Origin of the sequence: Mesorhizobium sp. M1322 (genome assembly GCF_040318085.1) — a bacterium.
Classification (GTDB): domain Bacteria; phylum Pseudomonadota; class Alphaproteobacteria; order Rhizobiales; family Rhizobiaceae; genus Mesorhizobium.
In genome coordinates this window covers 67,845-90,192 of the sequence record NZ_JAMYLP010000015.1, presented here as the reverse complement: position 1 = coordinate 90,192, position 22,348 = coordinate 67,845, and the positions used below count along the sequence as shown (strand labels likewise).

Here is a 22,348-nt window from a genome sequence, read left to right as displayed (position 1 = left end):
ATGCCCCGCAAACCGGGCCAATGTGGCTCGATTGCGGTTCAAAAAACGCCCCACGCGCCATCTGCGCCAAACTTCGGCTCCCGTGCAAAGCCCTCCCTCGAGGGGAGATGGCCGCGAAGCGGCCAGAGGGGGTCGTCTCACGTAAATCGCCGACGTCGTGTCCCGCCCGCGAATCGAGGTTGGCGCTCGATGCGAGACGACCCCCTCTGTCGCCTTTGGCGACATCTCCCCCTCAAGGGGGAAGATTGCCTGCCTACTCGCCCACGTGCTTGGCTGGTTCAGAATGCAAGCGGCGCACACGGCGCACGCCCCACCAGACCAGCAGGATGGCGAGCGGCACCGAGGCGGCGGTGACGACCTCGGGCGCGAAGGCATGGCCGAAGATCGAGGTGCCCTTGGCGACGTAGCCGATGAGGCCGACGACGTAGTAGGAGACGGCGGCGACCGAGAGCCCTTCCACCGTCTGCTGCAGCCGCAGTTGCAGGCGGGCGCGGTTGTTCATCGACGCCAGCAGATCGCGGTTCTGCTTCTCGACTTCGACGTCGACCCAGGTGCGCAGCAGCGTGGTGGCGCGGGTGAGCTTCGTCGACAGATTGGCCTGACGCTCCTCGACCGAACGGCAGGTGCGCATGGCGGGGGCGACGCGGCGCTGCAGAAAACCGCCCCAGGTGTCGTAGCCGGGCACCGCCTCCTCCTCCAGCGCCTCCAGCCGTTCGCGGACGATGCCGTCATAGGCGCGACTGGCGCCGAAGCGATAGAGGCTGGAGGCTGCATCAGCCTCCAGCTCGGCGGCAAGCTCGGTCAGGTCGGCAAGCAACGTCTGGTTGTCGCGGGTTTCGACGACTTTCATTTCCAGTGTGGTCTGCGCCAGCCTGTCCTCAATGCGGCGCGCGCGACCGGACAGCATCAGCGCCAGCGGCAGGCCAAGCATGGCCAGCGTGCGGTAGGTTTCGATATCGATCAGCCGCTGCGCCAGCGCGCCGGTGCGTGCCGGCGTCAAGCCGCGGTCGAGCACCAGCATGCGGGTCATGCCGTCGCCGTCCTGGCGGAAATCGGTGACGATAGCGGCGTTGCCACGCTCGACCAGCGAATAGCACAGGCTGGTCGGGTCGAAGCTGGCGATCAGCTTTTCGCTCGCCTGCGTCCATTTGCGGATTTCGAGCCTGATACCGGAAATCACCGTTCCCGGCGGCGAAAACCCGTGGCCGAAGGGCGAATCTTCCTGGCGCTGGCCGCTCCCGGAGAGCGGTCCTTCCCACAGATAGGTGGAGAATTCCGTATGCCGTTCCCAGCGCAGCGAGCCCTTGCCCCACTTCATCGCGTGGTGGCGGGCATGAGGGTCAGGCGCGGCGATGCCGAGCCGCCGCGACAGTTCGGAAAGGACGGCCTGATCGACGCCGGACCCAGCTTCGGTCATGAAGGAAAGCTGCACCAGCACGCGTGGTTTCTCGACCAGCGGATGCGGACGGGCGTGAACCTCGCCGAGCGCGCCAGGCCGTCCCTCATGCGCGGGAAAGCCCATGACGCTGCCCTCGACGCGGGGCTGAAATTTGAGATTGGACGGGTCATCTGCCACGGCTGGTCCCCCGGGCCTGGTGCAATCGCGTCCCTCTAGAGCCAATTGCCGGGGGACGCAAACGACATGTTAGCCGAAAGCGATATGCCGCGACGACGTTAAACCCGGCCAAACCGACGAATTGGATAAATAATTTGACCAGTTGGCGACACTGGCTTTATCCTGCGCGACACCGGTTCAATCCCCAGGCCATCCCCGTTGAGCGACATTTTCTCCAGGATCGAGCATTCCCGTACCGCCGACGAGGTGGTGCAGCAGATCGAGAGCCTGATCCTCGAAGGCGTTCTGCGCACCGGCGACAGGCTGCCGGGTGAGCGCGAGTTGGCACGGCAGTTCGAGGTGTCGCGGCCGATCCTGCGCGATGCGCTGAAGGCGCTGGAGGGGCGCGGGCTTTTGACGACGCGGCCCGGCGGCGGCACCCATGTCGCCGACGTCATCGGCCAGCTGTTCACCAAGCCGGTGACGGACCTGATCTCCATGCACCGCAAGGCGGCGACCGACTATTTGGAATACCGCCGCGAGATCGAGGCGGTGGCGGCCGAGTATGCGGCGCGGCGCGCAACATCCGACGATCTGGCGTTGCTCGACCGCATCATGGCGCGCATGGACGAGGCGCACCGGACCGGCAATTTCGACGACGAGGCGGAAATCGACGTCGAGTTCCACCACGCGATCTGCGAATGCGCGCACAACATCATCCTCCTGCACACGCTGCGCTCGTGCTACCGGCTACTGTCGGAGGGCGTCTTCCAGAACCGGCTCCTGGTGTTCAACGTGCCGGGCGCGCGCGAGGCGCTGCTTTCGCAGCACCGGGCGATCTACGCGGCGGTCAAGGCCGGCGATCCGGCGGCCGCACGGCAGGCGGCGATGGACCACATCACCCATGTCGAACGCACCATGGCCGAGGCCGAGCGTAGCGGCGACTGGCAGCGTGTGTCGCGGCTGAGACTGATGCAGCGCTCAGAGGCCGGCGACAGCGAGCCGGCAAGAAAACGCTGGTGAGAGACTGCTAAGAAAAATCAACAACGACGAATTAGCGAACAACCAGCGGGAAGCCCATGAGCATGATCCTCACCATCGCCGATCTCAAGGACTTGGCGCGCCGCCGCGTGCCGAAGATGTTCTTCGACTATGCCGATTCCGGTGGATGGACCGAAAGCACCTACCGGGCCAATGAGGAGGATTTCCAAAAGATCAAATTCCGCCAGCGCGTGCTGGTCGACATGAGTAACCGCTCGCTGGAATCGACCATGATCGGCGAGAAGGTGGCGATGCCGGTGGCGCTGGCGCCGACCGGCATGACCGGCATGCAGCACGCCGACGGCGAGATGCTGGCGGCGCAGGCGGCGGAGGAATTCGGCGTTCCGTTCACGCTGTCGACGATGAGCATCTGCTCGATCGAGGATGTCGCATCGGTGACCAAGAAGCCGTTCTGGTTCCAGCTCTATGTGCTCCGCGATAAGGATTTCGTCCTGGATCTCATCGACAGGGCGAAGGCGGCGAAATGCTCGGCGCTGGTGCTGACGCTCGATCTGCAGATCCTCGGCCAGCGCCATAAGGATATCCGCAACGGGCTGTCGGCGCCGCCGCGCTTCACGCCGAAACACATCTGGCAGATGGCGACCAGGCCGGGCTGGTGCGTCGGCATGGCCGGTACCCAGCGCCGGACCTTCCGCAACATCGTCGGCCACGCCAAGGGCGTCGGCGACCTCACCTCGCTGTCCTCATGGACGACGGAGCAATTCGATCCGCATCTGTCGTGGAAGGACGTTGCCTGGATCAAGGAACGCTGGGGCGGCAAGCTGATCCTGAAGGGCATCCTCGACAAGGAAGACGCGCTGATGGCGGCCAAGACCGGCGCCGACGCGATCATCGTCTCCAATCATGGCGGACGCCAGCTCGACGGTGCGCCGTCGTCGATCGAGGTGTTGGAAGAGATCGCCGACGCGGTCGGCGACACGATCGAGGTGCATATGGATGGCGGCATCCGCTCGGGCCAGGACGTGCTGAGGGCGCTGTGTCTCGGCGCCAAGGGCACCTATATCGGCCGGCCTTTCCTTTACGGCCTCGGCGCGCTCGGCAAGGAAGGGGTCACAAAAGCCTTGGAAATCATCCGCAAGGAGATGGACATAACGCTGGCACTGTGCGGAAAGCGTCTGGTAACCGACATGGGCAAGGATCAGCTTAGGCGTTAGACGCCCGTGACGGCATGATCACGGAGATGGACGCATTGACCACCCCCGGCATCCACTTTCTCGACGCGCGCGGACCGGAAGGCATGCGCATTTATGCGGTCGGCGACGTGCATGGCCGGCTTGACCTGCTGGTCGCCATGTACCGACGGATTGCGGCCGAGATCCGCCAGGCGCGGCCGGCCGACTGGCGTGTCATCCATCTCGGCGACTATGTCGACCGCGGCCCGGACTCCAAGGGCGTCATCGATTTCCTGATCGAAGTGCGGAAACGCGACCCGCGCCACCTGATGCTCGCCGGCAACCACGACATCGGCTTTCTCGACTTTCTCGATGCCCCCGATGCGGACGGGCTTTTCATGCGCTATGGCGGCATCCAAACCGCGCAATCTTATGGCGTGGCAATCAATGAAGGCGGCGGCGCGTGGTTTGGCAGGTCCGAGGCGGCACTGCGGCAAGGCCATGCAGCACTGGTCGAGGCCGTGCCGAAAAGCCATGTCGACTTCCTGCAGTCGCTGCCGTTTTCACTGACGTTCGGCGACTTCTTCTTCTGCCATGCCGGTATCCGGCCAGGCATTGCGCCGGAAAGTCAGAGCACGCAGGACCTGATCTGGATCCGCGATGTCTTCCACAACCATTCCGGCCTGCATCCGAAGATCGTGGTCCATGGCCACACGCCGGTGCCGGAGGCCGAAGTGAAGGTCAACCGCGTCAATATCGACACGCTCGCCTACCAGACGGGAAACCTCAGCGCGCTGGTCGTCGACGGCGCCGACAAGCGTATCCTGGTGGTGTCAGGCGAGAGGGCTTAAAGCGCGTCGCGCCTCAAGGCTTTGTTTTAGCGAAGCGCGGCGGTGACGCCGTAGCCGTCGACGGCGTTGTGGTTGTTGGCTGCGTCGCCGGCATAGGTGCCGAAGCCGCACAACACTATGGCCGACAACATGACAAAGGACAGAAGCGCTGCTTTCACGGACGTCATCTCTTGTTGAGCTTTCTGCATCTGTGCACGAGGCAGGTTACGATTGGGTTGAAACGGAAAAATGCGTCTCAAGGTTTCGACGATTTCGCGCTTCTAGGCAGTTTCTGTATCGGCGATGTGTCGCGCGAGTGAGACAAAGGGTTCATCGCGTTGCACGGAAGATGCAGAGCGCGTGCCTTCTAGGGTGGCAGGCGGCCACAAGCCAAGGACGAAACAAGCTGTCCACAGCGGATTTTTGCCGGCGTGCCAAATATGCAACGTCGGGACCGACAGCCGTCAGATCGTCGCCACCCAGGCGCGGGCGATGGCCAGCCCGGCGGCATCGGCATCCGGTCCGTTGCGGGCCATTTCGTCGTCGAGCCGATCGCTCCAGTCCGGGTGCCGTTCGGCAATGAGCGATGCGAAGGATGAGCTCCAGTCGCGGACCATCGGACGGTCCGCCTCAAAATGGAACTGAAAGCCATAGACGGCGCGGCCGATGCGAAACGCCTGGTTCTCGGCGACTTCGTTGCCGGCGAGCCGCACGGCATCTTCTGGCAAGGCAAAAGTGTCGTCGTGCCATTCGAAGATGGGGAAATTTTCAGGCAGCGCGGCGAGCACCGGATCGGCCTTCGCCGCCTCAGTGAGCGAGACCTTGTGCCAGCCGAATTCCGAGGCGCCGCCGATCCGGTTCTCGCCGCCGAAGGCGCGCGCGACCAGCTGGCTGCCAAGGCAGATACCGAGCACGGCGCGATCCTTGTTCGCAAAATCGCGCGTCAGGTCGAGCAGTTCAGGGAAATACGGGCAAATCTCGTCGTCCAGCGCATTCTGGGCGCCGCCGAGCACGACCATGGCGTCGTGCGTATCGCTGTCCTGCGGCAGCGTCTCGCCACGATAGGGCCGGCGCAGGTCGATGTCGGCGCCCGCCTCGACAAGCGCTGCGCCGATCTGGCCAAGGCCCTCACTGTCGAAATTCTGGACCACCAGCACCCGCATCGAAAAACCTGCTGACATGAAAATGATGCGAGGAGCGATATCATGCCATCATCGTTACAGCCAAGATGCGCATTCGGGGAGAAACCTATGCCACTGCAGAATCGGGTCGACCCGTTCGGCGTCATCCACGCCGTGCCGGAGCGCGGCCTGTTCATGGGCAATCGCGGTATCATCCATGACCCCGAAACGAAGTCGCTGCTGAAAAAGCGCTGGGCGCTGCATGCCTGGATCATCTGCGTCTGCGAATTTCGCGATGTGCGGCGCGAGCCGATGGGCCGAAACAGGCAAAGCGACGACCAGTTGGGTGGCAAGGCTGGCTGGACCGAATTGTTTTTCCTGGACGAGGTGACCGCGCTCTCGGCCGGGCATCGGCCTTGCTTCTTCTGCCGGCGCGAGCGGGCGAGCGAATTCGTCCAGCGCTTCGGCGTGGCCTTCGGCATTGCCGAGCCGCGCGCACCGCAGGTCGACAAGCGGCTGCATAAGGAGCGGCTGGCGTCGGGTGGGTGGGCACCGGTCATATCCGCAGAAGATCTTGCCGGGCTGCCGGACGGGTCCATGGTTGCGGACGGCGGTAACGCCTATGCGATGCGCGGCGGCGAGGTATTGCGCTGGTCGTTCGCCGGCTATGGCGAGCCGGTGGGGTTCGGCGGTTTTGCCGACGGCCCAATCCGCCTGCTCACGCCGGCAACCACCGTTTCCGTGCTGAGGCAAGGCCACAAACCGGTCTGGCATCCCTCGGCCGAGACTTGACGCCAAGAGCCGGCTCGCCCATTCCTCGGCGATGCGCGCCAATTACAAGATGCAGCGGCTGTTCGTGCCGGACGACCTCGGACTGGATGCCGAGTTCGAGGCGAGCCTGCAGCAGGGCCATTACCTGATGCATGTGCTGCGGCTCGGCGAAGGCGCCGAAGTCCTGTTGTTCAACGGCCGCGACGGCGAATGGTCGGCGGCAATCGCCGCCAAATCAAAAAAGGCGGTACGCCTGAAGGTGCTGGCCTTGCAGCGGCCGCAGCCGCCGCTGCCCGACCTCGTCTACTGCTTTGCGCCGATAAAGCAGGGTCGGCTCGATTATCTTGTGCAGAAGGCGGTCGAGATGGGCGCCGGCGTCCTGCAGCCGGTTATCACCCAGCACACGCAAGTGGCAAAGCCCGGCATCGAGCGCCTGCGCGCCAATGTCGTCGAGGCTGCCGAACAATGCGGTATCCTGGCGGTGCCGGAGGTGCGCGAAGCGGAAAAGTTCGAACGCCTGCTGGCCGGCTGGGACAAGGAGCGGCGGTTGATCTTCTGCGATGAGGATGCCTCCACCAGCAATCCCCTGCCCGCGCTGCAAGCGGTGCGGGAGAAGAAGTTCGGGCTGCTGGTTGGGCCCGAGGGCGGGTTTTCCGACGAGGAACGAAGAATGCTGAGGGCGCTGCCTTTCGTCACCGCCATTCCGCTTGGTCCGCGCATCCTGCGCGCCGACACGGCTGCGGTGGCGGCACTGGCCGTGATACAGGCGACAATCGGGGATTGGTGATCAATCCGGTTGACCTGTGGCTCAGGATTTTTCGCTTGATCGCCTACTGACATTTCGTCCATCTAGCGCCGGCGGTCGTCCGACCGCCTGCAGAGGACTTGTAATGGCGCGCGACACAACCGATTTCCGGCCGATCGAAGGCGTCGACGAGCTTGTCGAGCATCTGGCTGAAGGCAACAAGCCGCGCGACAAATGGCGCATCGGCACCGAACACGAGAAATTCCCGTTCTATGTCGACGGCAATGCGCCGGTGCCCTATGGCGGCGATCACGGCATCCGCGCCATTCTCGAAGGCATGCAGGAAAAACTCGGTTGGGATCCGATCATGGATGCCGGCCGCATCATCGGCCTGGTCGAGCCGACCGGCCAGGGCGCGATTTCGCTGGAACCCGGCGGCCAGTTCGAACTGTCCGGCGCGCCGCTCGAGACGATCCACCAGACCTGCCGCGAAGGCAATGCGCATCTGGCGCAGGTGCGCGAGATCGCCGAGCCGATGGGCATACGCTTCCTCGGCCTCGGCGGCAGCCCGAAATGGTCATTGACCGAGACGCCGAAAATGCCGAAGTCGCGTTACGAGATCATGACGCGCTACATGCCCAAGGTCGGCACCAAAGGCCTCGACATGATGTACCGCACCTGCACCATCCAGGTGAATCTCGACTTCGAGAGCGAGGCCGACATGCGCCGCAAGATGCAGGTGTCGCTTAAGCTGCAGCCGCTGTCGACGGCGCTGTTCGCCAACTCGCCGTTCACCGAGGGCCGGCCCAACGGATTTCAGAGCTGGCGCGGCGACATCTGGCGCGACACCGACAACCAGCGCTCGGGCCTGCTCGAATTCTGCTTCTCGCACGATTTCGGCTTCGCCGATTATGTCGAATGGGCGCTCGACGTGCCGATGTACTTCGTCATCCGCGACAGCCAGTACCACGACATGACGCACGTCACCTTCCGCCAGTTCATGGCAGGTGCGGCCCGCAACGAGATACCCGACGGGTTGCCGACGATGGGCGATTGGGCGAACCATCTGTCGACGCTGTTCCCCGACGTGCGATTGAAGCGTTTCCTTGAAATGCGCGGCGCCGATGGCGGACCGTGGCGGCGCATCTGCGCCCTGCCGGCATTCTGGGTCGGGCTGCTCTATGACGCGGCGGCGCTCGACGCGGCCGAGGCGCTAACCTCGAGCTGGAGCTATGAAGAAGTGCTGGCGATGCGCAACGCCGTGCCGGAACAGGGCATTTCGGCGCCGTTCCGCAACACGACACTGCGCGAGATCGCCCGCGACGTGCTCGTCATCTCGCGCATGGGGCTGAAGAACCGCGGCCGCAAGAACCGCGACGGCTACGACGAAACTTCGTTCCTCAGCACGCTGGACGAAGTGGTCGCGCGTGGCACCACAAGCGCCGAAGAGCTGCTCTCCGCCTATCATACGCGCTGGGGCGGCTCGATCGAGCCGGTGTTCATGGAATATGCGTATTAACCGTTTGCTATCCGCTTGGCCGACAGCTCCGGAAATGGCGCTTCAATCAGTGATGGAAACAAATTAGAGCGCTGCGCGTCCTATCGGACGCAAAGGACACCTCTAACTCCCTTTAAGCTACCGCATCGTGCTTTCCGAAAATCGATTCCGATTTTCGGGCCGATGCGGTAGGCTCTCTCCTGGAGGATCTTCCCGGAGGAGAAAACCAATGCCTTCCTTGTTCGACATTCTGGCTCAGGCTCAAAACGGCAACGGCATGCAGGCCCTGGCCCAACAGTTCGGGCTTTCGCAGCAGCAGACGCAATCGGCGGTCGAGGCGCTGCTGCCGGCTTTTTCACAGGGGCTGAAGCGCAACACGTCCGACCCTTACGGGCTGGGCGCGTTCATGACGGCAATGGCCAGCGGCCAGCACGCCAAATATTTCGAGGACGCAAGCCGGGCCTTCTCGCCGCAGGGCGTCGATGAAGGCAACGGCATTCTTGACCATCTGTTCGGCTCCAAAGACCTGTCCCGCGCCGTTGCCAGCCAGGCCGCGCAGGCGAGCGGCGTCAGCCAGCAGGTCCTGCAGCAGATGCTGCCGGTCGTGGCTTCGATGATGATGGGCGGCCTGTTCAAGCAGACCACAAATCAGATGCAGGCAGCAGGCGGATTCGGCGGCAGCAATCCGCTCGGCGAGATTATCGAGCAGATGATGCGGCAAGCTGGCGGCGGCGCACAGGCGCCGGCATCACAGCAGCGCCAGGCGCCGCAGCCCGACCCGATGGACAATCCATTCGGCAAGGTGCTGCAGGACATGTTCGGCGGCGGCGCCCAGGAGCCGCAAAGCCAACCGCAGCAGGCGCCCAATCCCTATGGCGACAATCCTCTCGGCAAGGTGCTGCAGGATATGTTCGGCGGTGGCGCGCAGCAGCCGCAGCAGTCTCAGCCGCGTCAGGCGCCCCGGCAGCACCCGGCGCCACAGCCGCAGGCCAATCCGAGCGGCAGGCCACGGAATCCGTTCGACGATTTGTTCGGCAAGATGTTCGAGACCGGCGCGCAGCAGCGCGACGATTACCAGAAGGGCGTCGAATCGATCTTCGAGCAGTTCAAGCGAGGTATGGATCGGCGGTAGCCTGGACGAGGCTGCCGACATCTGATCTTCAGCGCTGACCAAAGAAAATGCCCGGTCCTTGTGAGAACCGGGCAGTGTGCAGGCGGGCCGGCGGGGAAAACGGCAGGGAGTGGGAGCCTGCGAAATCCTAGCGCCGTGCGCCCTTCAGACGCGCAAAGCATGTGAAGGGGCACGCAACAACGCGATCAGGCCACCTTGCGGGCAATATCCTCGATCGTGTCTGTGCGATCGGCCGCGATGATGCGAAGCCTCTCGGTTGGATCGCGGCCGAACGGCACCTCGATGGCGACGTGGAGATCGGCGCGCGTCAAGCCGATGTCGGCAAGTTCGGCGTCCGACATCTCGCCAAGGCGATAGAAGGCGCGGCGGTTTTTCCAGGCGCGATAGACGTTGGAGATAGTGTTGACCACGCGCGTCGCAATAGCCGGACGCGACGTGATGCGCGAAGTCTCGGTGGCGAAATCAAACGTAGCCATGTCAGTCTCCTTCATTCGAACGGACGAAGACGGGCGATCGGCGCTGGCAACAGCAGCCGTTCCGGTCCCGATTCACATGCCGTCATGTGGACAGTCGTAAATTTGCCATCGTTCGATTGATTAATCCAACGAATGTTTCTAATCTTTAGCATCAACAGCAGTGATGGATTGGACCGATGAAAGCGCCACTCGATCTCGATCAGTTGCAGACCTTCGTCACGATTGTCGACACCGGCAGCTTCACCCGCGCGGCGGAAGCGGTGCATCGGACCCAGTCGGCGGTATCCATGCAGATGCGCCGGCTGGAGGAGCGGATCGGCAAGCCGCTGTTCGAAAAGGACGGGCGTACCAACAGGCTGACCGAGGACGGCGACAGGCTGCTCTCCTACGCAAGACGGCTGCTGTTCCTCAATCGGGAAACGCTGGCCGCCTTCGACGACCAGCGGCTCGAAGGCACGATCCGCATCGGCACTCCGGACGACTATGCCGATCGTTTTTTGCCCGAGATCATGGCCCGCTTCGCCCGTTCCAATCCACGTGTCGAACTGACCGTGATCTGCGAGCCGACGCCGGGGCTGGTCGATCACATCAAGCGCGGCAATCTCGATCTGGCGCTGGTGACGCACAATGACGCACACGGCCAGTCGGAAGTGGTGCGGCGCGAACCGCTGCTGTGGGTCACTTCGGCCAACCACGCGACACATGAGCAGGACACGTTGCCAATGGCTTTCGGCCGGCCGAACTGCATCTGGCGGCGGGCTGCCGTCGACGTGCTCGACCGGCAGAACCGCGACTACCGCATCCTGTTCACCAGCTTCTCGGCAACCGTCATCACCGCTGCGGTGCTTTCCGGCCTGGCGATCTCGGTGCTGCCGGAATGTGCGCTGCGGCCCGGCATGCGGGTTCTGGGCGACGCCGACGGGTTCGGTACCCTGCCCGATTGCCGCATCGGCATCATGCGCGGCCAGACGTCGCGGCCGGAGATCGTCGACGCGCTGGCCCGTCACATTTCGGAAAGCCTCGACAATATTTCCGTGCCGCTCGGCGAAGATACGGGAAGCTTCGACTTCCCGGCATTTGCCTTCTCTAAGACGAAGCGGACCAAGCCGAACCAGATCTCGCCGGGCTGGTGAAAAACCCCCGCAATTGGCCGGCACCGGACACACCCGTCTTGACGCGGACGGACAACCGCCCCCCAATCGGCCAATGAGCGACGCAGTATCCGAATCACGCACCAACGCCACCGAATACACGGTGAGCGAGATTTCCGGCGCGCTAAAGCGCACAGTCGAGGACGTCTTCGGCAATGTGCGGGTGCGCGGCGAAATATCGGGCTATCGCGGGCCGCATTCCTCCGGCCATGCCTATTTCTGCCTGAAGGACGACCGCGCGCGGCTCGATGCCGTGGTCTGGAAAACCACGATGAGCCGGCTGAAGTTCCGCCCCGAAGAAGGCATGGAGGTGATCGCCACCGGCCGGCTCACCACCTATCCTGGAAAGTCCAACTACCAGATCGTCATCGATAATCTGGAGCCGGCCGGCGCCGGGGCGCTGATGGCGCTGCTTGACGAGCGCAAGCGCCGGCTGCAGGCCGAAGGCCTGTTCGATGCCGGCCGCAAGCGCTTGCTGCCGTTCATGCCGCGCGTCATCGGCGTCGTCACCTCGCCGACAGGTTCCGTCATTCGCGACATTATCCACCGGATCAAGGACCGGTTTCCGCTGCATGTGCTTGTCTGGCCGGTGCGGGTGCAGGGCGAGACGGCAGGCGCGGAAGTGACCGCCGCCGTCAACGGCTTCAACGCACTGGCGCAGGATGGCATTATCCCGCACCCCGACCTGTTGATCGTGGCGCGCGGCGGCGGCAGCCTCGAGGACCTTTGGGGGTTCAATGACGAGGCGCTGGCCCGCGCCGTCGCCGCCTCGCGCATTCCGGTGATCTCCGCTGTCGGCCATGAAACGGACTGGACGCTGATCGACCTGGCGGCGGATGTGCGGGCGCCGACGCCGACGGGTGCCGCGGAGATCGCCGTGCCCGTGCGCGCCGACCTCGAGGTGACGCTTGCCGGCCTTGGTGCGCGGCTCAAGACCGCGGCATCGCGCAATTTCGAGCGTAAGCGCCAGGCGGTGCGTGCCGCCGCGCGGGCGCTGCCCTCGCCCGACCAGCTGCTGGCATTGCCGCGCCGGCGTTTCGACGAGGCGACGAGCCGGCTTGGGCGGGCGCTGTCCGTCAGCGTCCAACGCAAGCGGGCCAGGCTTCAGGCGCAGCGGCTGACGCCGGCCACCCTGTCGCGACGCATGAACGAAGCCCGCACGCTGGCCGGCCGCGACCTCGCCCGCGCGCAAGCGGCGTTCTTCGCCATCGTGCGCGAGCGGCGAACGCGGTTCTCGCGCACCGCCGCGCGGCTGTCGCCCGCGCCGATCGCAAGGCGGCAGAAATTGCAGGCAGATGCCCTGGCCGCGCTATCACGGCGACAGGACCGGGTGATTTCGGTGCGGCTCGAACGCTTGCGCGAGAAACTGACCCAGGCCGACCGGCTGCTGGCGACGCTGTCGCACAAGGCGGTGCTGGCGCGGGGCTTCGCCTTGGTGAAAGACCTCGACGGCGCGGTGATCAAGCAAGCGGCGGAAGTGGTGCCGGGGATGGCACTTACGCTGGAGTTCGCCGACGGGACCGCCGATGCGGTTGCGGCCAGCGGTGCCGCACGGCCGAAAACAATTGCAAAGCCGGGCGCCAAAGCCAAGGAGCCTGGCAATCAAGGCTCCCTGTTCTGAGTGCCCATGACTGCTGAGTGCGCATGACTTCTAAAATGCCTATGAGCGGCAATCCACATCACCGGACGACGCCTTCCGGCAGGCCGCGGGCGAGAGACTTCGGCATAAGTTTTGACGGCACGCCTGGGCCGTTCAACGCCATCACCGATGTGGCTGGCGTTGCGGTCGGTTATTCGACGCTGATTTCGGGCGATGGCGCGCTGGTGGTCGGCAAGGGACCGGTGCGCACCGGCGTGACCGCCGTCCTCCCGAGACCTCGCGCCGATCTCGCCACGCCGATCTTTGCCGGCATCTTCAGCCAGAACGGCAATGGCGAATTGACCGGCTCGCACATGATCGAGGAAACCGGCGCCTTCAATTTTCCGATCACCATCACCAACACGCATTCCTGCGGCGTTTCACGCGACGCAACGCTGCGCTGGATGCAGCGCATGCTTCCGGCCGCGCTCGACAGCGGCTGGGGCCTGCCGGTGGCGGCGGAAACCTATGACGGCTTCCTGAACGACATCAACGGCCACCATCTCAGGTCAGAGCATGTCGCCGCGGCACTCGATGGCGCGACCAGAGGATCGATCGAGGAAGGCAGCGTCGGCGGCGGCACAGGGATGATCGCCTTCGGTTTCAAGGCAGGCTCCGGCACGGCATCGCGGATCGTCGATTGGCACGGCCGGCGCTACACGGTCGGCGCGTTCGTGCAGGCGAATTTCGGCAAGCGGAGCAATTTCACCATTCGCGGCTTGCGCGCCGGGCCCGATCTCGTGGAACCGGCGATCCGCGAAAGCACGCCGCGCGCCGAAAAGGGCTCAATCATCGGGATCATCGCCACCGATGTGCCGTTCATGCCGCATCAGATGAAGCGGCTGGCCCGCGGGCGCCGCTCGGCGTCGCCATGACCGGCGGGTTCGGCTATCATAGCTCGGGCGATATTTTCCTGGCCTTTTCGACAGCCAACCGCGAAGCGGCACTGGCGCCATCAGGCCGCATCGCCAGTGCCGATTTTATCCCGGATACCGACATCGATCCGTTCTTCGACGCCGTGATCGAGAGTGTGGAGGAGGCGATTCTCAATGCGCTGGTCGCCAATGACGACATGACCGGACGCGACGGCAACTTCGTGCCGGCGCTGCCGAAGGCTTGGCTCAAGGGCAAATTCGGGGCGAGTCAGGGGAGGTAGGACTGTGGCGCGTCACGCGTCGCACAGGTCGTGGAAATGGTTAAGCCTGGTAAATAGATGCCTTGTCCCGGCCTTTCGCCGGGTCGGCATGTCACCGGGCAGACTTGTCCGAATTCTTTTCGTCCTGGTCGGCCTCAGCCGCCTCTTCCAGCCTCGACGCGATAAGTTCCTGAATATCGCCGACCTCTTCCTGGATATCCTCCAGCGGTATGCCGGCCTCAGCCGCCTTGGCGGCGCATTCCCTGGCGAGGGTCACGGCCTGCTGCTCGATCCTGTCCAGCGAGGACTGGCAGTGGACCTTTTCGCCGATCCACTCCTGCAAGAACTCGATCGCGTGTTCGCTCATGCTGCTGTTCCCTGGCGGCTGCGCCGGTTGGTAATTGTAAACGCCGGTATCCCCGGAAAGATGCACGCTCCCATTCCAACCGAGTCGTCGTCCTCCGGCAAGTCGACCTTGCCCAAGCTCCACAGAGCTGACGTGAATCGAAGATTCAAGAAGCACATTCTAATTCTTGAGGAGATTCTATTTTCTTGAGGAGACTGGCACCGTTGGCTGGGATCATGTCCCGGATCGCACCATTGTTTCTACTTGCTTTTTTCCGGTATTCCAGTCAATTTGTATGACAATAGGTGTCACAATACGTGGCGCGTTTGCGGCGCCATTCGCTGCGCACCCCTAGGGCACGCGGCCAAAGCCGCCGCTATATAGTGACATCCTCAGGCAATGTCGACTCTGCTCGCCATCCTGCTTCTTTCCGCTGCGCCGAGCGCATCTGGATGGCGTACTATCATCATCGGGCCGAGCATACTTCGCCGGGAATCGACCGAGCGCATTGAGGTGCTGAGCAGCAGCTGTAGCTGTGCCAGCGATCCTGCCGCGGTCGCTTCTCGCCAGAGAATTGCCGGCCGGCGGCCACTTTGCCGGCTCGCCACTCGGGAGGCTGATTTCCTCGGCAAGTGCGTTGTTTCAATAATCGAAAGTTCGGCCTATCCGCCAACCATGAGCTTGACGACTTCGTCATGGTTGGTCTCCGAGATCTTGCGCTCGCCGGCCTGAACGCCTCGGCGCAGCACGACGATGCGGTCGGAAACGGCGAAAATATCCTGCAGATTGTGCGAGATGAAGATCACGCCCCGCCCTTGTGCCTTGAGCTGGTGGATGAGCGAAATGACCTTGCGCTGCTCCGGTACGCCGAGGGCCGCGGTCGGTTCGTCCATGATCAGGATCTGCGCGTCCCAATAGACGGCCCGGCCGATGGCGACAGCCTGCCGTTGACCGCCGGAGAAATTGCTGACCGGGGCGTCGAGCCGGCTGACATGGAAGTCTAGCCGTCCCATGGTCTGCTTGGCGGCGACGGCCATGGCCTTGCGATCGAGCACCGGCAAAAAGCCGAAGGCCTTGCGCATGGGTTCACGGCCGAGGAAGATATTGGCGCCGATGGACAAATTGTCGGCGAGAGCGAGATCCTGGTAAATGGTCTCGATGCCTTTTTCGCGCGCCTCCTGCGGCGTCGCAAATGTCACCGGCTGACCCCTCAACAGAATTTCACCGCCGGTCGGCTGAAAGACGCCCGATATCGCCTTGATCAGCGTCGTCTTGCCGGCGCCGTTGTCGCCCGCCAGCGCCACCACTTCGCCCGGCCGCACGGCCATGGAGAAATCATTCAGCGCCTGCACCGCACCGAAATGCTTGGAAAGATGTCGGACTTCGAGAAGGGGGGTGGTTTGTTCGGAACTATTCATCCTGGCGAGCTCCACTGAACCGGCGCTGCGCCTGGTCGATAAGGACGGAGATAATGATGACGAGGCCGACGGCGATGAACTGCCAGAACGGCTCGACATTGACGAAAACGAGCCCGTATTGAATGACCGCGATCACCAAGGCGCCGGCGACCGTCCCGAAGATGGTGCCGGAGCCACCGAACAGGCTAGCGCCGCCGATCACCACGGCTGCGACGCTGTCGAGCAGCAAGGGTTCGCCGGCCTGGGCGGCGCCCGCGGTGAAGCGCGCTGCATAGAGCGCGCCCCCGAGGCCGGCGCACATCGCCGAAAGCACGTAGAGGCGCAGGATGTGGCCCCTGATGTCGATGCCGGCGCGACGCGCCGCCTGCACATTGGCGCCGATAGCGTAATTATGCTGGCCGAACCGGGTCTGGCTCAGGATGTAGTGCATCACGACGACGAAAACGGCGGCGATGATGACGAGATAAGGCACACCGTAGAGCCTGCCGTTACCGAGCAGCGCGAACCAGGAATTCTGGACCGGCACCGTCGTGCCGCCGGCCAGCAGGAACGCAGCGCCGCGCGCAACGCCGAACATGCCAAGCGTGCCGATGAAGGGTGGAATTCTGAGGCGCGAGATCAGCAAGCCGTTGATGACGCCAGGCACGCCGGCGACGATCACGGCCGCCAAAATACCCGCCAGCATGGCCAGTGGCACTGGGATTGCGGCTCCCGCCATATTCGTAGCGTGGGCCGCGACGACGGCCGCGAGACCCATGATGAAGCCCAAGGAGAGGTCGATGCCTCCCGAAATGATGACGAAGGTCTGCCCGGTCGCCAGCAGCAACGGCGCCACGGCAAATATCGCAATGGACTGCACGTTGAACGGGTTGAGCACGAAGGTCGCGCCGAAGGAGAGCCTCGACCAGACCTCGAAACAGATGATCAGGCCCGCGAGGAACAGCCAGGCGCGTCCTTCTGCGACGCGTGCGAGCCAGCTCCTGGCCGGGTCACCGTGATCCGCCTGAGGAGCGACATGCGTTTCGATTGGTGATGTTGAGGTCATGAATGGTTCCGATCCGCAGCGCGGCCTCCGTCAAACAGGGTCAAAGGGACCCGGCGCAGGTCTCCTTCCGGCAGGCCGGAAGGAGACTGCCTGGACTTATTCGGAATAGAGGTACTTCGAGATGTTGGGGTCGGCGATGTTGGACTTGTCCATGATCGTAAAGCCGGTGCCGATCGCAACCGGGATCGACTGGCCGGTCAGATGGGCATAGGCCGACATGACACCGAAATAGCCGATTTCCGCGGGATGCTGGGCAATCGCTACGTCGACAAGACCAGTGTTGATGTTGTCGACAATGCTGGTCGGCGCGTCGAACGCCACGACCTTGACGGTGCCAGTCTGCCCGGCCTGCTGGACGCCATTCGCCGCGCCAAGCGCGGAGAAAAGGTTTGCGCCGAACACGCCAACGAGATCGGGATTGCGCGCGAACACAGCCTGCAGCTGCGAGGCGGCCTTGTTGGCGTCATTGTCGTTGAACTGGGTCTCGAGAACGGTGATGTCGGGATGGTTGGCCGCCATCTCCTTGTTGAAGCCCTCTTCACGCTGGTCGGTGGTCGAAATGCCAGGCTTGACGTTCGAAACGTAGACCTTGCCCTTGTCGCCTATGGCCTTGGCCAATGCCCGCGCGGCGATCTCGCCGCCCAGAATATTGTCCGAAGCGATATAGGACAGTGGGAAATCCGCCTCGCCGGCGCCGGTCTGGTAGACGCCGCTGCCGATGAAAGTGTCGACGGTGATCACCGGAATGCCGGCATCGTTGGCCTTGCGCAGCGGCTCGACCAATTGAACCTTGTCGGTCGGCGCGATCAGGATAGCGTCCGGCTTCTTGGCGATCACCGCGTCAAGCACGGGGACTTGCGTTACCGGATTGAAATCCGGGGCGCCTTGGAAAACCAGGGTCACGCCAAGGGCATCAGCTGCCGCCTGGGCGCCCTTGCGCATGGTGATGTAGAAACCGTCGGTGGTAAGACCCGGAATGAGCGCAATGGTGAACTTCTTGTCCTGCGCCAAAGCGGGCGTGACCAGCGCCGTTGCGCAGATGGCGAGAGCCGCCAGGGCGGCAACAATCTTCTTCATAACATCCTCCTCATAATGTTGGCAGATTTGCCGTTGCGATCGACATTGAAATGGCGGTCAATTTGTTCCGGCTATGTGAAGTGCTGGCGGCGAGTGACGGGTTCGCCTGCTTGCTGTTATGGGCAGCTTTCCTCCCGAGCGCCCCCCCAGTCGTTAGATCAGCCAGTCGAAACGACCAGCATGATGCGCAGTCCCGTTCCTAGCCTCCGCAAGGAACAGCGCCGCTCGGCGCGCATGCGTGCCTAGCCGCAAAGTTGTAACACTTTGCTGAAAGAAATTGCAACCTGGTATTTCCGGGATCGAAACGCTTTCAAACCGGACAACATTTATCCGCTCCGCAGAACCCCTCACGCAGACTATTGCCCCAACGCTTTGACGACACAACTGATGATTTCGCGGCGGCAGGCTCGCGAGCCGGGTTTGGATCAGGCGTGCCGATGTCACGCATCGTCGCGCGCCCACACTATCGGGGTAAGAGAGCCTCGAGGATGGCCTGAGCCGTCTTCGTGTCCGTTACCAGGGCATTGATAAGCTTGGCGCGGACGGCACCGATGATGGCCGTCGCCTTCTCCGGCGAGGCGGCAACACCGACCACCAAGGGGACGGCTCGAAGCTGGGCCGGCGACATTGCGATCATCCGGCCCTCCCCCTCCCACGGGATAAGGTTACCTTCGGCGTCGAAATAATGGCGAATGACGTCTCCAGCCGCATGAAACAGGGCCTGTTCGCTCAGCGTGGCCGCGCTCGCCTCGGGCGGATTGATGGCATGGGGCAGACCGATGCCGACGATCGCAACGTCGGTCCGGTCCCAAAGCGCGACGCTGTCGCGGATGGCTGCATCGCCGAGGAAGACCTCACGCAACTCGGTGGACGGCAGATAGGGCGCATGGATGAAATGCGGCGTCCCGCCGAACTCTTCGGCGGCAAGCCGCACAAACTCGTTGATCTGAAAATGCGGCGCCTGCTGCTGCATGCCGCCGGTGGCAGCGACGGTAAGAATGCCGGGAATGCGCGGCAGGCCTGCTTGGATCACCTCGCGAACGGCTCGTCCCCAGCCAATGGCGACCACCGAGCCGGCCGTCAGTTCCGCTTGCCTGAGCAAGGCGCCGAGCGGCGCAGCGAGGGCCGTCAGCGCACCGGCTGCCGGCGTTTCGATGACCGCCGCGTCGCGAAGTCCGAGTCCCTCGACCAACTGCGTGGTGATGCCTTCGGGGGTTGCAAGATCGAGAACCTCAATCCGCACGATGCCCTCTGCTCTCGCGCGCTGCAGGAGACGCGATATGGTCGCGGTGGAGACCCCAAGCCGCCGCGCGATATCGACCTGCGACATGTCAGCCTCATAGTGCAGTTTGGCGACCGTATGCAGCATCGTTCGCGATGCGGCTGCATCTTGTGCGGGAGGGACAGGCAGCTTGCAATTCCTTTCAGCAATGTGTTACAGACCCAGCGACCGATGGGAGTTATCGCGCAAATTCGGCTGACTCGCAACGTGGGCTCGTTTCCACGACAGATTGGGGGCCAAGGCCAAATTTCTCGGTTCGATAGCGCATCAAAGCGGCAAAACCTCCTGCCGACAGGCAGGTAAAAACTAAACCTTTCTTGTTCCACGGAACCGCGCCCTGTTGAATGGGCGCCAACATCGGACAGAAGACCATGACAAAGATGACGACCGCAGAGTTGCGCGGCTACCAGCAGATATGCGGCACGGACGGGGCCATCATGGCCATCGCCTGTGACCAGCGCGGCGGCATGCGGACCTTGCTTGCGGCGGACCCTGCAGAACAGGCCAAGATCACCAACGACATGCTCGGCGACACCAAGTCGGACATCACGCGATACCTCGCCAGCCAGGCATCCTGCGTGCTGCTCGACCCGCTCTGTGCGGTGCCGCGGGTTGTCGATGAAGGGGTGCTGAGCCGCGACACAGCTCTGCTCATCGGCCTCGATGCCTCGGGCTTCGACGTCTCCCCCGCCGGCTACCGCCTGTCGCGCCTCGTTCCCGGCATCGGCGCGCGCCGCGTCCGCGAGCTCGGCGGCACCGGCGGCAAGATCATGGTCTATCTCAGGGCTGATAGGCCTGAGGCGAATGAGCAAAACGTCGCCATTCTGCGCCAATGCATCGCCGACTTCGCGCAAGAGGACCTCCTGCTGGTCGTCGAGTTCCTGACCTACCAGGTCGAAGGGGAAAGCCTTGAAGACTATACAGCCAAGATCCCCTGGCTTGTCGAAGAAGGCACCCGGATTTCGCTGGAATGCGGGGCAAAGGTGCTCAAGCTTCCTTATCCCGGAACGCCGGAAGCCTGCGCCAGGATCACCAGCATGGCTGGCGAGGTGCCATGGGCGGTCCTCTCCGCCGGCGTCAACCACGCAACCTTCCTGGGCCAGGTCGAGATCGCGATGAGGAACGGCGCGTCAGGCGTCATCGCCGGCCGGTCGCTGTGGAAGGACTGCATCTCGCTTGACCGTGACATTCAGCGGGAAAGGCTTAAGACCATCGCAGTGTCGAGATTGCGCGAGCTTCAGGCGGTGATCGGAAACAACAGGCAGAAAGCCGCTTAGCCATTCGGCGTTCACACCGGGCACGTATGGGACGTCATGCCTCTTAGTTCGATCGCCATAGGAATCGATATCGGCGGCACCAATCTGCGCGCCGCGCGCATTTCCGGCGCAGGCGAAATCCTCGACCGCATTTCCGAGAAAAGCGCGCCGGACCCGGAGCTCGTGCTCTCCCGGATCGCCGAAATGGTGCGCCGGCTCGATTCTCCCGAAGTTGCGGCCATCGGCATCGGCGTCCCCGGACGCGTCGATGCGCGGCTTGGCGCGGTCTTGTCCGGAGGCTATGTCAATCTCGCCTCGGTCTCCCTGGCGCAGCGACTGGAAAGCCTGGCGGGCAAGCCCGTGGTGATCGACAATGACTGCAACATGGCACTGATGGCGGAAATGGCTCTCGGCGCCGCCAGCGGCCATGAAAGCATCGTCATGTTCACGATCGGGACCGGCATTGGCGGTGCCGTGGCCCAAGATCGGCGGATCGTCCGCGGCAAGGGGACGGCAGGGCAGCTCGGCCACATCACCGTCGACATATCAGGCGAAGCGTGCGCCTGCGGCCGGCGCGGCTGCGTTGAAACCACCAGCTCAGGCACAGCGCTTGGCCGTCACGTCGCGCGGGCAGGCCTCGGTCCGGATGTTTCGGTCGATCAGCTTTTTGCCCGGGATGCGGGCGGCGATCCCTTGGCGCGCGGCATACTGCAAGCCTGGGCCGGGCCGCTGCGTGCGGCAATCGATACGACCGTGGCCATGTTCGACCCTGACCTGGTCCTGCTCGGCGGCGGACTCGGCCTGGCGGCCCACCGGGCGCTTGCCGGGGCTCCCGCCTTGGCTCCGTGGTACCAATGCCCGGTGGCACCGGCGCAACTGGGCGACGACGCAGGCGTCATCGGCGCCGGTCTGCAAGCGCTCGCGAGGAAGGCGGAAGTCGCGCCCGTGTCCTCTGCCCGGCTCAACCCCGGCGGGCGTGCCGTGCCCGGCCGGCGCGCTGTGCTCGTCAACGGCATCCCCGCCAGCGGCAAAAGCACGGTCTCGCGCGGCATCGCCGAGCGCATGGGCTGGCCATTGCTCGCGCTCGATACCATCAAGAACCCGTTCCTCGAAGTGCTCGGCGGCGGCGATCGCGAATTCAACCGCACGCTCGGGCGCGCCAGTTACGAAGCCATCTGGTCGGTCATCGGCGAGGCTCCGGCGGGCACCATATTTGTCGTCGACGCCTGGTTCGGCTTCCAGCCGCGCCAGGTGCTCGAGGATCACCTGCGAAGGGCCGGCGTCGAGCAGACCGCCGAAATTTGGTGTCATGCTCCGGGCGAGGTTCTTGCCGAGCGCTATCGCGCACGGCTCGACCAGCGTCCCGCCGGCCATCCCGGCGCCGCCTACATCCCCGACCTGACCGAACTGGCCGACCGCGCCGAGCCGCTGCGGCGCGGACCGCTGTTTGACGTCGACACGACCAAACCGATCGCTTTCGATGCCATCACACAATGGTTGCAGGCGACGATTGCGGCTGACACATAGGCAGCGCGGCCGCCTACCTCCGGATCCACAATCCGAGTGCAGCCGTTGATTGGCTTTTTTGCCATCATGTTACCACGGTGCCTGCCCGCTCTGTCTCGACAATCGTTCCCGAAATACCTGTCAGGATGGCTTGCCGCCTTGGGCGGGCGCGTCCGTGTAAGCGGATTCGC

At 63.7% G+C, this 22,348-nt stretch carries 20 protein-coding genes and 1 pseudogene; 12 read left to right on the top strand and 9 right to left on the bottom strand.

Going from position 1 to position 22,348, the window contains the following annotated elements; translation table 11 throughout:
• Positions 1-253: 253 nt before the first annotated feature.
• Positions 254-1,576, bottom strand: coding sequence for a DUF3422 family protein (locus tag NKH12_RS08735; protein ID WP_352952727.1), 1,323 nt, complete (start codon positions 1,574-1,576; stop codon positions 254-256).
• Positions 1,577-1,774: 198 nt separating this feature from the next.
• Between NKH12_RS08735 and NKH12_RS08730 the strand changes: the two genes are divergently transcribed.
• The 3 genes from NKH12_RS08730 to NKH12_RS08720 are packed head-to-tail and all read left to right on the top strand — an operon-like array spanning position 1,775 to position 4,580.
• Complete coding sequence (locus NKH12_RS08730) at positions 1,775-2,578, top strand: FadR/GntR family transcriptional regulator (RefSeq protein ID WP_352952726.1); 804 nt, start codon at positions 1,775-1,777, stop codon at positions 2,576-2,578.
• A gap of 56 nt (positions 2,579-2,634) precedes the next feature.
• Complete coding sequence (locus NKH12_RS08725; protein WP_352952725.1) at positions 2,635-3,771, top strand: alpha-hydroxy acid oxidase; 1,137 nt, start codon at positions 2,635-2,637, stop codon at positions 3,769-3,771.
• A 35-nt stretch (positions 3,772-3,806) separates the two neighbouring features.
• Positions 3,807-4,580 carry a metallophosphoesterase gene (locus NKH12_RS08720; RefSeq protein WP_352952730.1) on the top strand — a complete coding sequence of 258 codons (774 nt, stop codon included), beginning with the start codon at positions 3,807-3,809 and terminating at the stop codon, positions 4,578-4,580.
• A gap of 26 nt (positions 4,581-4,606) precedes the next feature.
• On the opposite strand, the gene NKH12_RS08715 is transcribed toward NKH12_RS08720, so the two are convergent.
• On the bottom strand, positions 4,607-4,738 hold the full coding sequence (locus tag NKH12_RS08715) for a hypothetical protein (protein WP_258124092.1): 132 nt from the start codon (positions 4,736-4,738) through the stop codon (positions 4,607-4,609).
• Between the two features lie 285 nt (positions 4,739-5,023).
• The gene (locus NKH12_RS08710) at positions 5,024-5,722 is read right to left on the bottom strand and encodes a type 1 glutamine amidotransferase (RefSeq protein WP_352952729.1); all 699 of its coding nucleotides are present in this window, start codon (positions 5,720-5,722) and stop codon (positions 5,024-5,026) included.
• A gap of 87 nt (positions 5,723-5,809) precedes the next feature.
• Here NKH12_RS08710 and NKH12_RS08705 point away from each other — a divergent pair, with 87 nt between their 5' ends.
• From NKH12_RS08705 to NKH12_RS08690, 4 genes are all read left to right on the top strand, one after another.
• Positions 5,810-6,472 carry a hypothetical protein gene (locus tag NKH12_RS08705; RefSeq protein ID WP_352952724.1) on the top strand — a complete coding sequence of 221 codons (663 nt, stop codon included), beginning with the start codon at positions 5,810-5,812 and terminating at the stop codon, positions 6,470-6,472.
• Between the two features lie 31 nt (positions 6,473-6,503).
• A complete protein-coding gene (locus tag NKH12_RS08700) occupies positions 6,504-7,238 on the top strand; it encodes a 16S rRNA (uracil(1498)-N(3))-methyltransferase (protein ID WP_352952723.1) in 735 nt (244 codons plus the stop codon).
• Positions 7,239-7,341: 103 nt separating this feature from the next.
• Positions 7,342-8,715 carry a glutamate--cysteine ligase gene (locus tag NKH12_RS08695; protein WP_352952722.1) on the top strand — a complete coding sequence of 458 codons (1,374 nt, stop codon included), beginning with the start codon at positions 7,342-7,344 and terminating at the stop codon, positions 8,713-8,715.
• Between the two features lie 208 nt (positions 8,716-8,923).
• Complete coding sequence (locus tag NKH12_RS08690) at positions 8,924-9,826, top strand: DUF937 domain-containing protein (protein ID WP_352952721.1); 903 nt, start codon at positions 8,924-8,926, stop codon at positions 9,824-9,826.
• Positions 9,827-10,011: 185 nt separating this feature from the next.
• Here NKH12_RS08690 and NKH12_RS08685 read toward each other — a convergent pair whose 3' ends face one another.
• Positions 10,012-10,302, bottom strand: a complete 291-nt coding sequence (locus tag NKH12_RS08685; RefSeq protein ID WP_135935102.1) for a DUF1127 domain-containing protein — start codon at positions 10,300-10,302, stop codon at positions 10,012-10,014.
• A gap of 176 nt (positions 10,303-10,478) precedes the next feature.
• On the opposite strand from NKH12_RS08685, the gene NKH12_RS08680 reads away from it, so the two are divergent.
• The 3 genes and pseudogenes from NKH12_RS08680 (at position 10,479) to NKH12_RS08670 (ending at position 14,248) form a co-directional block, all read left to right on the top strand.
• Positions 10,479-11,435 (top strand): LysR substrate-binding domain-containing protein, encoded by a 957-nt coding sequence (locus NKH12_RS08680; protein WP_352952720.1) that lies wholly within the window; start codon positions 10,479-10,481, stop codon positions 11,433-11,435.
• 73 nt (positions 11,436-11,508) lie between these two features.
• A complete protein-coding gene (xseA, locus tag NKH12_RS08675) occupies positions 11,509-13,074 on the top strand; it encodes an exodeoxyribonuclease VII large subunit (RefSeq protein ID WP_352952719.1) in 1,566 nt (521 codons plus the stop codon).
• Between the two features lie 41 nt (positions 13,075-13,115).
• Positions 13,116-14,248 (top strand): annotated as a pseudogene (locus tag NKH12_RS08670) (DmpA family aminopeptidase).
• Positions 14,249-14,339: 91 nt separating this feature from the next.
• Here the strand turns inward: NKH12_RS08670 and NKH12_RS08665 are convergent.
• The 5 genes from NKH12_RS08665 to NKH12_RS08645 all read right to left on the bottom strand — a co-directional run bounded on the left by NKH12_RS08665 (position 14,340) and on the right by NKH12_RS08645 (position 19,482).
• Positions 14,340-14,594, bottom strand: coding sequence for a hypothetical protein (locus NKH12_RS08665; RefSeq protein ID WP_352952718.1), 255 nt, complete (start codon positions 14,592-14,594; stop codon positions 14,340-14,342).
• A 641-nt stretch (positions 14,595-15,235) separates the two neighbouring features.
• The gene (locus tag NKH12_RS08660; RefSeq protein WP_095519375.1) at positions 15,236-15,991 is read right to left on the bottom strand and encodes an ATP-binding cassette domain-containing protein; all 756 of its coding nucleotides are present in this window, start codon (positions 15,989-15,991) and stop codon (positions 15,236-15,238) included.
• A complete protein-coding gene (locus tag NKH12_RS08655; protein ID WP_352952717.1) occupies positions 15,984-17,036 on the bottom strand; it encodes an ABC transporter permease subunit in 1,053 nt (350 codons plus the stop codon). The genes NKH12_RS08660 and NKH12_RS08655 overlap by 8 nt, the downstream gene beginning before the upstream one ends.
• 96 nt (positions 17,037-17,132) lie before the next feature.
• The gene (locus NKH12_RS08650) at positions 17,133-18,113 is read right to left on the bottom strand and encodes an ABC transporter substrate-binding protein (protein ID WP_352952716.1); all 981 of its coding nucleotides are present in this window, start codon (positions 18,111-18,113) and stop codon (positions 17,133-17,135) included.
• Positions 18,114-18,576: 463 nt separating this feature from the next.
• Positions 18,577-19,482 (bottom strand): sugar-binding transcriptional regulator, encoded by a 906-nt coding sequence (locus NKH12_RS08645; RefSeq protein ID WP_352952715.1) that lies wholly within the window; start codon positions 19,480-19,482, stop codon positions 18,577-18,579.
• A gap of 284 nt (positions 19,483-19,766) precedes the next feature.
• Here NKH12_RS08645 and NKH12_RS08640 point away from each other — a divergent pair, with 284 nt between their 5' ends.
• Together NKH12_RS08640 and NKH12_RS08635 are read left to right on the top strand one after the other, a co-directional pair.
• On the top strand, positions 19,767-20,672 hold the full coding sequence (locus NKH12_RS08640) for a tagatose-bisphosphate aldolase (RefSeq protein WP_352952714.1): 906 nt from the start codon (positions 19,767-19,769) through the stop codon (positions 20,670-20,672).
• Between the two features lie 36 nt (positions 20,673-20,708).
• Positions 20,709-22,178 carry an ROK family protein gene (locus NKH12_RS08635; protein ID WP_352952713.1) on the top strand — a complete coding sequence of 490 codons (1,470 nt, stop codon included), beginning with the start codon at positions 20,709-20,711 and terminating at the stop codon, positions 22,176-22,178.
• Positions 22,179-22,348: the final 170 nt, after the last annotated feature.

Bases quoted from the DNA above. Each gene is read 5' to 3' on its own strand.
- NKH12_RS08685 (WP_135935102.1), bottom strand. From the start codon at position 10,302: ATGGCTACGTTTGATTTCGCCACCGAGACTTCGCGCATCACGTCGCGT.
- NKH12_RS08660 (WP_095519375.1), bottom strand. From the start codon at position 15,991: ATGAATAGTTCCGAACAAACCACCCCCCTTCTCGAAGTCCGACATCTT.
- NKH12_RS08725 (WP_352952725.1), top strand. From the start codon at position 2,635: ATGAGCATGATCCTCACCATCGCCGATCTCAAGGACTTGGCGCGCCGC.
- xseA (WP_352952719.1), top strand. From the start codon at position 11,509: ATGAGCGACGCAGTATCCGAATCACGCACCAACGCCACCGAATACACG.
- NKH12_RS08650 (WP_352952716.1), bottom strand. From the start codon at position 18,113: ATGAAGAAGATTGTTGCCGCCCTGGCGGCTCTCGCCATCTGCGCAACG.
- NKH12_RS08645 (WP_352952715.1), bottom strand. From the start codon at position 19,482: ATGCTGCATACGGTCGCCAAACTGCACTATGAGGCTGACATGTCGCAG.
- NKH12_RS08690 (WP_352952721.1), top strand. From the start codon at position 8,924: ATGCCTTCCTTGTTCGACATTCTGGCTCAGGCTCAAAACGGCAACGGC.
- NKH12_RS08710 (WP_352952729.1), bottom strand. From the start codon at position 5,722: ATGCGGGTGCTGGTGGTCCAGAATTTCGACAGTGAGGGCCTTGGCCAG.
- NKH12_RS08655 (WP_352952717.1), bottom strand. From the start codon at position 17,036: ATGACCTCAACATCACCAATCGAAACGCATGTCGCTCCTCAGGCGGAT.
- NKH12_RS08665 (WP_352952718.1), bottom strand. From the start codon at position 14,594: ATGAGCGAACACGCGATCGAGTTCTTGCAGGAGTGGATCGGCGAAAAG.
- NKH12_RS08640 (WP_352952714.1), top strand. From the start codon at position 19,767: ATGACAAAGATGACGACCGCAGAGTTGCGCGGCTACCAGCAGATATGC.
- NKH12_RS08635 (WP_352952713.1), top strand. From the start codon at position 20,709: ATGCCTCTTAGTTCGATCGCCATAGGAATCGATATCGGCGGCACCAAT.
- NKH12_RS08680 (WP_352952720.1), top strand. From the start codon at position 10,479: ATGAAAGCGCCACTCGATCTCGATCAGTTGCAGACCTTCGTCACGATT.
- NKH12_RS08705 (WP_352952724.1), top strand. From the start codon at position 5,810: ATGCCACTGCAGAATCGGGTCGACCCGTTCGGCGTCATCCACGCCGTG.
- NKH12_RS08700 (WP_352952723.1), top strand. From the start codon at position 6,504: ATGCGCGCCAATTACAAGATGCAGCGGCTGTTCGTGCCGGACGACCTC.
- NKH12_RS08695 (WP_352952722.1), top strand. From the start codon at position 7,342: ATGGCGCGCGACACAACCGATTTCCGGCCGATCGAAGGCGTCGACGAG.